Origin of the sequence: Micromonospora sp. WMMD723 (assembly GCF_049863385.1) — a bacterium.
GTDB classification, from domain to species: domain Bacteria; phylum Actinomycetota; class Actinomycetes; order Mycobacteriales; family Micromonosporaceae; genus Micromonospora; species Micromonospora wenchangensis.
This window is the reverse complement of record NZ_JBMKNR010000001.1, coordinates 2,395,884-2,408,938: the sequence shown is the minus strand read 5'-3', so window position 1 is coordinate 2,408,938 and position 13,055 is coordinate 2,395,884. Positions and strand designations below refer to the sequence as shown.

The following is a 13,055-nucleotide window of genomic DNA, read 5'->3' as shown; positions in this document are numbered from 1 at the left end:
TCGGCCTGACCGCATCTGCCCCGGACGGCCCACCGGACGCCGTCGGGTCGGGCCCTGCCGTCGGGTCGGGCCCTGCTGTCCGGTGGCCGACCCGGCCGGCCGACGACTCGACTTTGTGTTTTAAAGTAGTTTGCATGACCCCCGAAGACGACGCCCCCATCGACGCCGCCGCCGCGATGCGGCTGATCCGCGAGCAACGGGCCAGCACCGTCCGCCGGCTGGAACCCGACCCCCGGGTGCACTACTGGCCGTGGGGGTTCGCCTGGCTGATCGGCTTCGGGGTCTACTTCCTGCGGTTCTCCCCCGACGGCCGCACCATCGTCCCGATGCCCGCCTGGCTGCCGCTGAGCGTGCTCTTCGTGCTGCTCGTCGCCGCCGCAGTGGTCTTCGGGGTGGGCAGCGCCCGCGCCTACCGGCACGTCGCCGGCGAGTCGGCCCTGCGCGGCAGGTGGTACGGCACGGCCTGGGGCCTCGGGTTCTTCGGCCTGTCCGTGGTGATCGGCCGGGTCACCGACAGCCTGCCGTCCGACCTCGCCGGGCTGCTCTGGTCGGCGCTGTCGGTGGGGTTGACCGGTGCCCTGCACATGGCCGGCGGCGCGATCTGGCTCGACCGCACCCTGTACCGCCTCGGCGTCTGGCTCACCGCCGTCAACATCGTCGGTGTCGTCGCCGGCCCCGGCTGGCACGCCCTGGTCGTGTCGGTCGCCGGCGGCGGCGGACTGCTGGTGGCCGGCGCACTCGCCCGGCGGCGGCACGGATGAGCGAACTCGACCCGGTCATCCACGCCCAGGCCCGGCTGCGGGTGGTGGTCACCCTGGCCACCCTCGCCGACGGCGACCGGATCACCTTCCCCCGCCTGCAGGAACTGCTCGCGATGACCGCCGGCAACCTCTCCGTCCACCTGCGCAAGCTGGAGGACGCCGGCTACGTCGAGATCGACAAGACCCACCGCGGACGCACCCCGACCACCCTGGTCCGGCTCAGCCGGCGCGGACGGCGGGCGTTCGAGGAATACACCGAGAACATCCGCGCCCTGCTCGACCCCGCCGACCCCCGGGAGCCCCGATGATCCTCGCCCATGCCGACCAGGCCACCCGCCGGTACGGCGACGTCCTCGCCCTCGACCGGGCCGACCTGACCGTCTCCACCGGCGAACTCGTCGGCCTGCTCGGGCCGAACGGCGCCGGCAAGAGCACCCTGATCAACCTGCTGGTCGGGCTGCGCCGCCCCAGCGCCGGGCGGGTCGAACTCTTCGGCGGCGACCCACGCCGGCCGGCGTCCCGACAGCAACTCGGGGTCACCCCGCAGGAGACCGGCCTGCCCGGCACCCTCCGGGTCGGCGAGGTGGTCGACTTCGTCTCCGCGCACTACCCCGACCCGGTCCCCCGGGGTGAACTGCTCGACCGGTTCGGCCTCACCGACCAGGCACGACGACAGACCGGCGGGCTCTCCGGCGGGCAGCGGCGTCGGCTCGCCGTCGCGCTGGCGTTCGTCGGCCGGCCCCGGCTGGTCGTCCTCGACGAGCCGACCACCGGGCTGGACGTCGAGGCCCGGCACACCCTGTGGGAGGCCATCCGCTCGTTCCACGCCGACGGCGGGACGGTGCTGCTGAGCAGCCACTATCTCGAAGAGGTCGAAGCGTTGGCGCAGCGGGTCGTGGTGCTCGGGCAGGGCCGGGTGCTCGCCGACGACACCACCGACGCGATCAGGGGCATCGTCGGCGTCCGCCGGGTCAGCCTCGTCGCCGACGACCTGCCCGCGCTGCCCGGCGTGGTCGCCACCGAACGCACCGAGGGGCGAACCCACCTGCTCACCACCGACGCCGACCAACTGGTCCGCGACCTGGTCACCGCCGGGGTGACGTTCCGCGAGCTGGAGGTCCGCCCCACCTCGCTGGAGGAGGCGTTCCTCGCCATCACCGCCGACCCGACCACCGCCGACCCGGCCACCACCACGAGCGCCGCCGTCGGCGCCCGACCCACCGCCTGAGGAGTCGACGCCGTGCCGCTCACCCTGGTCCACGCCCGCTACCAGCTCCTGGAGACCATCCGCATCCCCGTCGCCGTGGTCGGCAGCGCGTTCTTCCCCGCCGCCGCGATGCTCTTCTTCGTCGTCCCGTTCGCCGGCGACGACCCGACCGGCGCGACCTACGCCACCGCCGCGATGGTCACCTTCGCGGTGATGAGCGCCAACATCTTCCAGTACGGCGTCGGCGTCGCCGAGGACCGCGACCAGCCGTGGAACCCGTACACCCGGACCCTGCCGGCCGGGCCGGGACCCCGGCTGGCCGGGCGGATCCTCGCCGGGCTGGTGCTGACCTACCTGTCGATGCTGCCCGTCGTGGTCATCGCGGCGGTCGCCACCGCCGCCCGGGTCACCCCGGTCGGGCTGCTGCTCGGCGCGGCCACCGTGGCCGTGGTGTCGGTGCCGTTCACCCTGCTGGGGCTCGCCATCGGCTACTCGCTGCCGAGCAAGGCGGCGATCGTCGTCGCGCAGGTCATCTTCTTCCCGCTGGCCTTCGGCGGCGGCCTGCTCTCCGCGCCGGGCGACGCGCCCGGCTTCATCCAGGCGGTCGCCCCCTTCCTGCCCACCCGGGGCGCGGTCGAGCTGATGTGGGCGGCGGTCGGCGACTGGCGGCCCGACCCGCTCGCCCTGGCCATGCTCGGGGTCTGGATCGTGCTGCTCGCCACGGTCTCCGGCTGGGCGTACCGCCGGGACGAGGGTCGCCGGTTCAGTTGACCTGTACGCCGGTTCGGCCCGGTGGCCGCCGCCCGGTGCCACGATGCCGGCAGGGCGGCCACCGGCCCGCCCCACAGCCGAGAGGGGTCGACGTGCGCACCGTCGCCGCGGGCACGCCCTGCTGGACCGACCTGGCGACCCCCGACCTGGACGCCGCCCGGCGGTTCTACCCGGAGCTGTTCGGCTGGACCGGCCGGATCGCACCCGAACCCGAGCGGGCCGGCTACACCACCTTCCACCGGGACGGCCGGGCGGTGGCGGGTGCCGGCCCACCGGCCGACCCGGGCCGGGAGCCGGTCTGGTCGACGTACGTGGCGACCGACGACGCCGACCTGGTCACCACCCGGGTCGAGGCGGCCGGCGGGCAGGTGCTGGTCGCCCCGTTCGACGTCCTGCACGCCGGCCGGATGGCGGTCTTCGCCGACCCGGCCGGCGCGGTGTTCAGCGTCTGGCAGCCGATGCGGACCCCCGGCGCCGAACTGCTCGACGCCCCCGGGGCGATGTGCTGGAACGAGCTGGTCAGCCCCGACCCGGAGGGCGCGAAGGTCTTCTACGAGCTGGTCTTCGGCTGGCACCCGGAGGAGCAGCCCGCCGGAGGACCCGGCTACACCGGCTGGCGGTGCGGGGCCCGGATCGTGGCCGGGATGCTGCCCACCCCCGGCCCCGCGCGGCCGGCGTACTGGTCGGTGTTCTTCGCGGTGGCCGACGTGGACGCGACCGCCGCCCGCGCCACCACCCTCGGCGGCACGATCCTCACCCCGCCTCGGGACACCCTGCTCGGCCGCCGGAGCACCCTACGCGACCCCACAGGTGCCCGGTTCTCGCTGCTCCGCCCCGCCGCCGACCCCACCTGACGACGGGGACGCCGCAGCTCAGGGGCGCGGCGGGCCGGGGCGGCTCGGCACCACCAGCGGACCGTGGTCGCCGGGGACGACCCGGACCCGGGCCCGGTAGTGGCGGGACAGCAACTCCTCGGTGAGCACCTCATCGGGCGGGCCCGCCGCGACGACCCGGCCGTCGGCGAGCAGCACCATCCGGTCGGCGTACTCGCCGGCGACGGAGAGGTCGTGCATGGTGGCGAGCACGGTGAGGCCGTGCGTCCGGCGGAGCTGGTCGACCAACTCCAGCACCTCCTGCTGGTGGCCGATGTCCAGCGCGCTGGTCGGCTCGTCCAGCAGCAGCAGGGTGGCCCCCTGGGCGAGGGCACGGGCCAGGAACACCCGCTGCCGTTCCCCGCCGGAGAGGGTGGCCAACTCCCGCCCGTGGAACCCGGTCAGGTCCAGCCGGTCGAGGACGTCGTGGACGACGGCCAGGTCGGCCGCCGACTCCCGGCCCAGCGGCGCGATGTACGGGGTACGCCCCAGCAGGACGTAGTCGAACACCGACATCCCCGCCGGCACCACCGGGGACTGCGCCACCGTCGCCACCACCCGGGCCCGCTCCCGGCGACGCAGCGCGCCGGACGGCGTACCGAAGAGGGAGACCGCGTCCGGGGCGGGCAGCAGGCCGCCGACGGCGCGCAGCAGGGTCGACTTGCCGGCGCCGTTCGGCCCGATCACGGTGACCCACTCGCCCGCGGCGACCGTCAGGTCGACGCCGGCCAGGATCACCTCCCCGCCGAGCCGCACGTGCAGCCCCCGCACCTGCACCGCCGGCACACTCACGGGACTGCTCACGGGGCTGTCTCTGTTCGCGACTGCGGGGCTCGCAACACCGGCTCACTCCTCGCGCTCACGGGGCTGTCTCTGTTCGCGACTGCGGGGCTCGCAACACCGGCTCACTCCTCGCGCTCACGGGGCTGTCTCTGTTCGCGACTGCGGGGCTCGCAACACCGGCTCACTCCTCGCGCTCACGGGGCTGTCTCTGTTCGCGACTGCGGGGCTCGCAACACCGGCTCACTCCTCGCGCTCACGGGAACACCCGGCGGGCGGTGCGCAGGACCAGGACGAAGAACGGGCCGCCGAGCAGGGCGGTGACCACGCCGATCGGGATCTCGGCGGGGGCGGCGGCGGTCCGGGCGACCACGTCGGTCAGCGCCAGGAACGCCGCCCCGAAGAGCAGCGACAGCGGCAGGATCACCCGGTGGCTCGACCCGGCCAGCAGCCGTACGGTGTGCGGCACGATGATCCCGACGAAGCCGATCAGCCCGGAGGCGGAAACCGCGGCGGCGGTGCCCAGCGAGGCGGCGGCGATCAGCAGGTAGCGGGAGCGTTGCGGGTGCAGCCCGAGGCCGCTCGCCTCGTCGTCGCCGACGGAGAGCACGTCGAGTTCGCGCCGGTGCAGCAGCACCACCACGGTGGTCAGCACGAAGTACGGCAGGATCAGCCGCACGTCACCCCAACCGGCGGTGCCCAGCCGGCCGAGCAGCCAGGAGTAGACCTGCTGGATGCTTTCGGAGTGCCGTTGCAGCAGGTACGTCTGCCCGGCGGCGAGGAACGCGGACACCGCGACCCCGGCCAGGATCAGGGTGGCCGGGGAGCGGTCCCGCCCACCGGCCGCCCCGAGCAGGTAGGTCAGGGCGACCGCGCCGAGCGAGCCGACGAACGCGGCGAGCGGAATGGTGACCGGCATCCCGGTCAGCGCCCCGCCGGCCCCGACGCCGCCCAGCGTGATCACCGCGGTCACCGCGAACCCCGCGCCGGCCGCCACCCCCAGCAGGTACGGGTCGGCCAGCGGGTTACGGAACACCCCCTGGTAGCAGCCGCCGGCCAGGGCGAGCAGACCGCCGACGAGCAGGCCGAGCACCACCCGGGGCAGCCGCAGCTCGGTGACGATCGCGATCTCGCGTTCGGTGAGCCCGCTGTCCAGGCGTACCCCGGGCAGCAGGTTGAGCAGCTCGGCGGCGACGCTGCCGGGCGGCAGGCTGACCGGGCCGAGGGACACCCCGGCGACCAGGGCCACCAGCACGGCGAGCACCCCGGCGGCGAGCCAGCGCTTGCGCAGGCCGGCCGGCCGGGGCGTACCGGTGACGCGGGCCGGCCGGGACGCGTCGCGCGTCCCGGCCGGTGCGGGTGTGGTGGACCGCACGGTCACCGGACCGTCACGCCGGTACCTTGGCGGTGGCGTCGACGATCGACCGGAGCAGGTCGACCACGCGCGGGCCCCAGCGCGAGGCGATGTCGTCGTCGAGCGCGACGACCTGGTTGTTCTTGACGGCGGTGACGCCGGCCCAGCCGCTGCGGGCCTTGACCGTGTCGGCGCTCTGCTGGCAGCACTTGACGTCGGCGAGGAAGACGAAGTCGGGGTTCGCCTTGACGATGACCTCCTGGGAGAGCTGCGGGTATCCGCCGTTCTTGCCGTCGGCGTCGGAGGCGTCGGCGATGTTCTCCAGGCCGGCCAGCGCGTAGATCGAGCCGATGAAGGTCTTGCTGGTCGCGCTGTACAGCTCCGGCCCCAGCTCGTGGTAGTAGGTCAGCTTCGTCGACCGCTGCGGCAGGTCCTTGGTGAGCTTGCCGATCTCGTCCTTCATCCGGGCGGTGACGTCCGCCGCCTCGGTCGGGTGGCCGGTGAGGGTGCCCAGGTCGGTGAGCTGCCGGTAGGTGTCGTCGAGGGTGGCGGCGGCCGGGGTGAGCAGCACCGGGACCTTCAGCGCGGTGAGCTGAGCGATGATCTTGTTGGTGTCGTTGGCGAGGACCACCAGGTCGGGGTTCTTGCCGGCGATCGCCTCGGCGTTCGGCTGGAAGCCGGACAGCTCGCTCTTGGGCGCGTCGGCCGGGTGGTTCGACTGGTCGTCGACGGCGGTGACCTGCGAGCCTGCCCCGATGGCGAAGAGCATCTCGGTCGCGGTCGGCGACAGCGAGACGATCTTCTCGGGCCGCTTGTCGAGGGTGAGGTTGCCCACCGTGGCCGGGAAGGCCGCCGCGCCGGAGCTGCCGCCGGCGGCGGGGGTGTCGTCGGAGGTCTTCTCGGCGCACGCGCCGAGGGCGAGGGCGGCCACCGCGAGGGTCGCGGCGAACAACCGGGGGGTACGTCGGGACATCTGGCCTCCTGTCGGTCGAGGAGCGTGGTGCTTCGCCGACAGGGAGCGTGGTGCGCGCCCGTCCGCGAGGCGCCCTTCCTCGAGAGCGCGTGTCGCGACCGACCGCAGGCGACCTGGCTCGTCCCCACACACGGCGAGGCCGGCCACTCGGGCCGGGCGTCGCGGCGGCTCCGGCGCGGGGCGGGGAGCCTGGTGGGTCATCACAGTTGCGGGACAGCGCCGGTTTCGCACCGGCTTCGCTGCGGTCGATCGGGTGCCACGGTAGCGCACCACCAGCGAAGATCGTCCGGACGGGAGGGGTGGGTGGGGCCCCGCCGGGGGCTTACGGGACCCCACCCGGAATCACGTCCGGTAACTCAGCAGTACGTGCTCTGCTTGTTGATCACGCGGTAGGGGCAGTCGGCGTACTCGGACAGGAGCAGCACCGCCTCCTTGTTGCGGGAGGTCTGCGCGGGGATCACCTCGTCGGGCGGGTAGAAGCCGCCGCCGGCCCCGGACGACCCGGGGTACATCTCGAAGGTGTACGCCCAGATCTTGTGGGTCGCCCACATCCAGTCGAGGCTGTCGCCGTCGGTGATGTAGAGGTCGCTGGACTGCTCGGGGGTGTAGCCGTTGGTGGCCGCCATCCGCTGCCCGAGCGTGGCGAAGGTGTTGTACTGGTCGGCGGTCATCCCGCTGGGGGTGTTCGCCGTGGTGTAGCCGAACGGCCAGAGCACCAGCTGCGAGTAGGTGTGCCAGTCGATGTTGGCCTTGATCTGCTGCACCCCGCCGACGACCCGGCTGTTGACGAAGTCCCGCAGCGCCTTGGTCTCCGGGGCGGAGAACGCGGACGGCCCCCGGTAGGTGCTCGACGACGGCGTGCCGGACGAGCCGCCGCAACAGCCCCAGTTGTAGCCCCAGTTGCGGTTCAGGTCGGTGCCGACCGCCGCCGCACCGCTGTTGGGCTGCCGGTTCTTGCGCCAGGACCGGTAGGAGCCGGTGGCGATGTCGTACTCGCTGCCGTCCGGGTTGACCGTGGGGACGATCCAGATCTCCCGGGAGTTGACGATGCTGGTGATCCGCGAGTCACTGCCGTAGCTGTCGGTGAACAGGTTCAGCAGGTAGATCGCCATCTCGACGGTCAGGTGCTCGCGGGCGTGCTGCTGGGAGTTGAACAGGATCTCCGGTTCGGCCTCGTCGGTGCCGACGTTGTCCGAGATCTTCACCGCCATCAGGTCGCGGCCCTCGTACGACCGACCGATGCTGATCTTGCGGGCGATCGCCGGGTGGTCGGCGACCACCTGGTTGACCACGGTGGTCAGCTCGGCGTAGTCGTGGTAGTTCGAGTCGGCCGGCGGGAAGGCGTTGGCGCGGGCACCCTCGGCGGGGGACGGCTCGACCTCCCGTTCCAGCCGGAAGCCGAGCCGGGTGATGGCGGCGGCCTCGGACCGGTTGGCCGAGACGTACAGCACGCCGTGCTCGGCGGAGTCGATGGCCGCGCCGGTGCGGGCGACCGCGTTGCGGTCGGCGAGGGTACGCGGACCCAGCACGCGGTAGCTGACGGCGGTGGGCTCGGGCTCCGGGGCCGGGCGGGCGGAGACCGGCCCGGTGGCGACGGCGGTGAGGCCGAGGCCGGCGACGACGGCGAGCGCCAGGCGACGCCGGAAGGGGGAGGTGCGGAAGGCCATGGACATCCTCCTCGGGGTACGGGGTATCCCGTTGTGCGCCCACTCCACCAGCAGTCACATGGTCATATCAATATCTGTGACTATCTCCAACCATCCCGACCGGATCGTCATGTCGGCAATGGTTTTCCTGATGCAACCCCCTGGCGAAACTTCCTGCCAGGCGGGACAGTGAACGGCAACGATTCCCCACCCTGCGGAGTTGCCATGTCCAGCAGAGTCCTGCGCACGGTCGCCCTCGTCGGCGTCGCCACCCTCACCCTGCTCGCCAGCACCGCACCCGTCCGGGCCGGCGGTCCGTCACCCACCGGAACGCACCCACCTGCCGGGGACCGTCCGCCCACCGGGGACCGTCCGCCCGCCGGTGGGCACGACGAGCAGATCACCTTCCAGGAGTGGTCCCGGTACCCCGACTGGCGGGCCGGCACCCACCGGGGCACCCACGCCGCACCCGGCCGCCACGCCGGTCTCACCATCGGCCGCCCCGCCGGCACCACCGAGTTCACCGACGAACACACCGGCACCACCCGCACCTGGGAATACGCCACCTGGACCTCGCCGCCCACCCCGATCGGCTTCGACGCCACCGAACTGGTCGCCTCCTGGAACGCCGACACCCCCGCCGGCACCTGGCTCCAGGTCGAACTCCAGGGCACCTACTCCACAGGCGACCACACCCCCTGGTACGTCATGGCCCGCTGGGCCTCCGGCGACCGCGACATCGCCCGGGCCACCCTGGACGGTCAGGGCGACCCCTGGTCCAGCGTGTGGACCGACACGTTCGCCATCGACGACGCGGACGCCGGGGTGCTGCTGCGGTCGTACCAGCTCCGGTTGACCCTCTACCGCGCACCCGGCCAGGCCGCCGCGCCCCGCGTGCGGATGCTCGGCGCGATGAGTTCACACGTGCCCGACCGGTTCACCGTCCCGCCGAGCCGGGGCGGCATCGCCTGGGGCACCGAACTGCCGGTGCCGGCCCGCTCCCAGATGATCCACCGGGGCAGCTACCCCGAGTGGGGCGGCGGTGGCCAGGTCTGGTGCAGCCCGACGTCCACCACGATGGTGCTGGAGTACTACGGCAAGCTCCCGTCGGCGGCCGACCTGTCCTGGATCGACCCCGACCACCCGGACCCGCAGGTCGTCCACGCCGCCCGGATGACCTGGGACAACGAGTACGAGGGCGCGGGCAACTGGCCGTTCAACACCGCGTACGCCGCCAGTTTCCCCGGCATCGAAGCCCGGGTCACCCGGCTGCACTCCCTCGACGAGGCGGAACGCTTCATCCGCGCCGGCATCCCCGTGGTCACCTCGCAGTCCTTCCTCGACACCGAGCTGGACGGGTCGAACTACGGCACCTCCGGGCACCTGTTCGTGATCGTCGGCTTCACCGCCGAGGGCGACGTGATCGTCAACGACCCGGCGTCCGCGTCCAACGCCGAGGTGCGCAACGTCTACCGACGCGACCAGTTCGAGCAGATCTGGCTACGGACCAAGCGGCACCGGGCCGACGGCACGGTGGCCGGCGGCTCGGGCGGCATCGCCTACCTGATCAAGCCGACCGACCGCCCCTGGCCGGTGGTCCCCGGCTCGACCAACTGGTGACCCCCATCCGCCCGCCCGAGATCCCCACGGCCGGGCGGACACGGTCGGCGGACACGGCCGGGCGGACACGGCCGGCGGGCCCGGTCGGGCGGACACGGTCGGCGGGCACGGCCGGGCGGACACGGCCGGGCGGACACGGCCGGGCGGACACGGCCGGGCGGACACGGCCGGGCGGACACGGCCGGGCGGACACGGCCGGGCGGACACGGCCGGGCGGACACGGCCGGGCGGACACGGCCGGGCGGGCCCGGTCGGGCGGGATGATCGACTCCCGTGGGCCGAAGTAGGGGCATAACCGCCCGACGACACCCCTGATTCGCCACCACAGGGTGAATCTTGGTCGCCAGAACCCCGATCCACCCAGGTCAGCCTGGAGGCGATCCGCCCAGGGGGCCGAAACAGCGGCATCGCCACTCGGCGATACCGCCACCGGCCCGCCCCTGAGTGGTTCTCTCGCCCGACCAGGCCCAGACCCCCCTCCACCTGGTCGGCCGAGAGATCCACTCAGGTGAGCCGAAGTAGCGGCATTACTGCTGAGTGATACCGCTACTTCGCCGCACTGGAGTAGATCTCAGGCTCGTCCGGCCGGGCAGCGGGGCGCGCGACCGATACGGGCGGGCAGGGCGCGAACGCGCAGGGTGCGAACGAGTGCGCGGGTCGGGCGGGGGTCAGGGGTCAGGGGCGGGGGTCAGGGGCGGGGGTCAGGGGCGGGGGTCAGGGGCGGGGGTCAGGGGCGGGGGTCAGGGGCGGGGGTCAGGGGCGGGGGTCACCCTCGACGGGGTGGTCGTCGCCCGCCAGGGCGGAGCGCAGCCGCTCCTTCTCCGCCCGACGTCGCTCGGCGGCGGCGGCCACCTCCTCGGCCATCTGGTCCCGCCAGCCCCGGAGCAGGAAGAACGACGCGGCGGCCGAGAAGATCAACGCCACCATAAGCTTGAGGAACAGGTTCATCCCGACCGGCCACAGTGCCACCACGACCAGCAGGAACAGCCCGATCCGGGCCAATGTGTACTTGACCGCCGCGCTCACCGGACCGCCTCGATCCGCGACTGCGGGGCTCGCACAACCCGCTCACTCCTCGCGCTCACCGGGCCACCTCGACTCGCGACTGCGGGGCTCGCACAACCCGCTCACTCCTCACGCTCACCAGAGCACCCCAGCTCGCGACTGCGGGGCTCGCACAACCCGCTCACTCCTCGCGCTCATGCCTTTCCCCATTCCTGCTTCTGCGTCGGGGCTCCGACACCGGTGGCTCAGCCCGTGCGTCGGGCCAGCCAGTGCACGCCCTGGAACCAGAGGACCGCGTACCCGACGGTGAACGCGAGTGCGGCCAGCCCGCCGGTGAGCAGCGGCGCGAGCCCGGACGCCAGGCCCGCCACCAGCAGCCCGGCGAGCACCGCGACCACCGCGGCGGACAGGGCCGCCATCACCCGGGCCGCCCCGAAGTCCCAGGCCCGGAAGTCGTCCCAGAACAGCCAGGCCGGCAGGATCACCGCCAGCCAGCCGTTGGTACGGCCGAAGTCACCCGCGCCGGCCACGGCGAACGCCCAGTCGAAGAGCACCAGTGCCAGCACGCCGATCACCCAACCGGCCAGGCTCACCCCGAGCAGGTCACCCAGGGTCAGGATGCGTCCCTCGGCGTCCCGGCGGGGAAACCCGCTGCGCTGCTGCGCGGTCGGCTGCTGTCCGGTCATGGTGTGACGAGCATACGGCCGGGTCAGGCCCAGACCTGCTGCGGCTCGGCACGCCGGGACGCCAGTGACGGCGCCCGGTCGTACTCGCGGACCACGTTGTAGCGGGTGTCCCGCTCCACCGGCTGGAAACCGGCGTCCCAGATCAGGTTGAGCAGGTCGTCGCGGTGCATGGTGTTCGGGGTGCCGTACGAGTCGGCGTCGTGCGTGATCTTGTATTCGACGACCGAGCCGTCCAGGTCGTCCACGCCGAAGTTGAGCGAGAGCTGGGCGACCGACAGGCCGTGCATCACCCAGAAGTTCTTCAGGTGCGGGACGTTGTCGAACAGCAGCCGGGAGACCGCGAACGTCTTGAGCGACTCGGCCGGCGACGCCATCGTGGTGCGCGCCTGGATCCGGTTACGGATCTTGCCGTCCGCCGAGTCGACGAAGTCGTGCTGGTAGCGCAGCGGGATGAAGACCGCGAACCCGCCGGTCTCGTCCTGCAACTCGCGCAGCCGCAGCACGTGGTCGACCCGGTGCCGGGGCTCCTCGATGTGGCCGTAGAGCATCGTCGCCGGCGTCTTCATGCCCTTGGCGTGGGCCAACGCGTGGATCCGCGACCAGTCCTCCCAGTGGCAGTTGTGGTCGACGATGTGCTGGCGGACCTCCCAGTCGAAGATCTCCGCGCCACCACCGGTCAACGACTCCAGGCCGGCGTCCATCAGCTCGTCGAGGATCTCGTCGGCCGACAGGCCGCTGATCTTCTCGAACCACTGCACCTCGGTCGCGGTGAAGCACTTGAGCTTGACGTTGGGCAGCGCCGCCTTCAGCTCGCGCAGCACCTTGGGGTAGTAGCGCCAGGGCAGGGTGGGGTGCAGGCCGTTGACGATGTGCAACTCGGTGAGCTGCTCGTCCTCCATCTCCTTGGCCTTGCGGACCGCTTCCTCGATCCGCATCGTGTACGCGTCCTTCTCGCCCGGCTTGCGCTGGAACGAGCAGTACGCACACGAGGCGGAACAGACGTTCGTCAGGTTGAGGTGCCGGTTGACGTTGAACATCACCCGTTCGCCGTTCAACTCGGTACGCCGGTGGTGGGCCAGCCGGCCCAGCCAGGTCAGGTCGTCGCTCTCGTAGAGGGCGATCCCGTCCGAGCGGGTCAGTCGCTCCCCCGCGTACACCTTCTCTTCGAGCTCACGCTTGAGTCCGGCGTCCATCGAAAAGCCACGTCCCTTCCACCTGCGGTCCCGATCGAGCCTACGTCGGACGACCGACAGGTCGGCAGGACGGGCACCGCCAGCGACCTACCTCACCCGTACTCCCAGGGTTCTCCAAGCCGCTACCGCATCGACATCGTTGTCCCGGTGCGGTAAGACAGGATGGGACGCGGCGCACACCGGCGGC

Annotated in this window: 12 protein-coding genes and 1 pseudogene; 6 read left to right on the top strand and 7 right to left on the bottom strand. The window is 72.5% G+C overall.

Annotated elements, in window-relative coordinates:
* Window positions 1–134: 134 nt before the first annotated feature.
* From ACN261_RS10950 to ACN261_RS10930, 5 genes are all read left to right on the top strand, one after another.
* Window positions 135–761: a transporter gene (locus ACN261_RS10950; RefSeq protein WP_425849834.1), complete on the top strand. Its 627-nt coding sequence runs from the start codon at window positions 135–137 to the stop codon at window positions 759–761.
* Window positions 758–1,069: a winged helix-turn-helix domain-containing protein gene (locus ACN261_RS10945; protein WP_088646174.1), complete on the top strand. Its 312-nt coding sequence runs from the start codon at window positions 758–760 to the stop codon at window positions 1,067–1,069. The genes ACN261_RS10950 and ACN261_RS10945 overlap by 4 nt, the downstream gene beginning before the upstream one ends.
* The gene (locus tag ACN261_RS10940; RefSeq protein WP_425849832.1) at window positions 1,066–1,989 is read left to right on the top strand and encodes an ABC transporter ATP-binding protein; all 924 of its coding nucleotides are present in this window, start codon (window positions 1,066–1,068) and stop codon (window positions 1,987–1,989) included. Before ACN261_RS10945 ends, ACN261_RS10940 begins: the two co-directional genes overlap by 4 nt.
* 12 nt (window positions 1,990–2,001) lie before the next feature.
* Entirely contained in the window at window positions 2,002–2,739 is a 738-nt protein-coding gene (locus ACN261_RS10935; protein WP_421485081.1) for an ABC transporter permease, read from the top strand.
* A 92-nt stretch (window positions 2,740–2,831) separates the two neighbouring features.
* The gene (locus tag ACN261_RS10930; RefSeq protein ID WP_425849828.1) at window positions 2,832–3,593 is read left to right on the top strand and encodes a VOC family protein; all 762 of its coding nucleotides are present in this window, start codon (window positions 2,832–2,834) and stop codon (window positions 3,591–3,593) included.
* A gap of 18 nt (window positions 3,594–3,611) precedes the next feature.
* Here the strand turns inward: ACN261_RS10930 and ACN261_RS10925 are convergent, their stop codons facing one another.
* From ACN261_RS10925 to ACN261_RS10910, 4 genes and pseudogenes are all read right to left on the bottom strand, one after another.
* A complete protein-coding gene (locus ACN261_RS10925; RefSeq protein WP_425853586.1) occupies window positions 3,612–4,403 on the bottom strand; it encodes an ABC transporter ATP-binding protein in 792 nt (263 codons plus the stop codon).
* 244 nt (window positions 4,404–4,647) lie between these two features.
* Window positions 4,648–5,682 carry a FecCD family ABC transporter permease gene (locus ACN261_RS10920; RefSeq protein WP_421486978.1) on the bottom strand — a complete coding sequence of 345 codons (1,035 nt, stop codon included), beginning with the start codon at window positions 5,680–5,682 and terminating at the stop codon, window positions 4,648–4,650.
* A gap of 97 nt (window positions 5,683–5,779) precedes the next feature.
* On the bottom strand, window positions 5,780–6,718 hold the full coding sequence (locus ACN261_RS10915; protein WP_421485078.1) for an ABC transporter substrate-binding protein: 939 nt from the start codon (window positions 6,716–6,718) through the stop codon (window positions 5,780–5,782).
* A gap of 359 nt (window positions 6,719–7,077) precedes the next feature.
* Window positions 7,078–8,385: pseudogene (locus tag ACN261_RS10910) on the bottom strand (M14 family zinc carboxypeptidase); the annotation flags it as partial.
* A gap of 204 nt (window positions 8,386–8,589) precedes the next feature.
* Between ACN261_RS10910 and ACN261_RS10905 the strand changes: the two are divergent.
* Entirely contained in the window at window positions 8,590–9,984 is a 1,395-nt protein-coding gene (locus tag ACN261_RS10905) for a C39 family peptidase (protein WP_425849825.1), read from the top strand.
* Between the two features lie 753 nt (window positions 9,985–10,737).
* Here the strand turns inward: ACN261_RS10905 and ACN261_RS10900 are convergent.
* The 3 genes from ACN261_RS10900 to mqnE form a co-directional block, all read right to left on the bottom strand.
* On the bottom strand, window positions 10,738–11,010 hold the full coding sequence (locus ACN261_RS10900) for a DUF4229 domain-containing protein (RefSeq protein WP_204925744.1): 273 nt from the start codon (window positions 11,008–11,010) through the stop codon (window positions 10,738–10,740).
* Window positions 11,011–11,234: 224 nt separating this feature from the next.
* The gene (locus tag ACN261_RS10895) at window positions 11,235–11,675 is read right to left on the bottom strand and encodes a hypothetical protein (RefSeq protein ID WP_425849821.1); all 441 of its coding nucleotides are present in this window, start codon (window positions 11,673–11,675) and stop codon (window positions 11,235–11,237) included.
* 23 nt (window positions 11,676–11,698) lie between these two features.
* The gene (mqnE, locus tag ACN261_RS10890; RefSeq protein ID WP_421485076.1) at window positions 11,699–12,868 is read right to left on the bottom strand and encodes an aminofutalosine synthase MqnE; all 1,170 of its coding nucleotides are present in this window, start codon (window positions 12,866–12,868) and stop codon (window positions 11,699–11,701) included.
* Between the last annotated feature and the right edge of the window lie 187 nt (window positions 12,869–13,055).

Bases quoted from the DNA above. Each gene is read 5' to 3' on its own strand.
- ACN261_RS10945 (WP_088646174.1), top strand. From the start codon at position 758: ATGAGCGAACTCGACCCGGTCATCCACGCCCAGGCCCGGCTGCGGGTG.
- ACN261_RS10915 (WP_421485078.1), bottom strand. From the start codon at position 6,718: ATGTCCCGACGTACCCCCCGGTTGTTCGCCGCGACCCTCGCGGTGGCC.
- mqnE (WP_421485076.1), bottom strand. From the start codon at position 12,868: ATGGACGCCGGACTCAAGCGTGAGCTCGAAGAGAAGGTGTACGCGGGG.
- ACN261_RS10905 (WP_425849825.1), top strand. From the start codon at position 8,590: ATGTCCAGCAGAGTCCTGCGCACGGTCGCCCTCGTCGGCGTCGCCACC.
- ACN261_RS10940 (WP_425849832.1), top strand. From the start codon at position 1,066: ATGATCCTCGCCCATGCCGACCAGGCCACCCGCCGGTACGGCGACGTC.
- ACN261_RS10895 (WP_425849821.1), bottom strand. From the start codon at position 11,675: ATGACCGGACAGCAGCCGACCGCGCAGCAGCGCAGCGGGTTTCCCCGC.
- ACN261_RS10950 (WP_425849834.1), top strand. From the start codon at position 135: ATGACCCCCGAAGACGACGCCCCCATCGACGCCGCCGCCGCGATGCGG.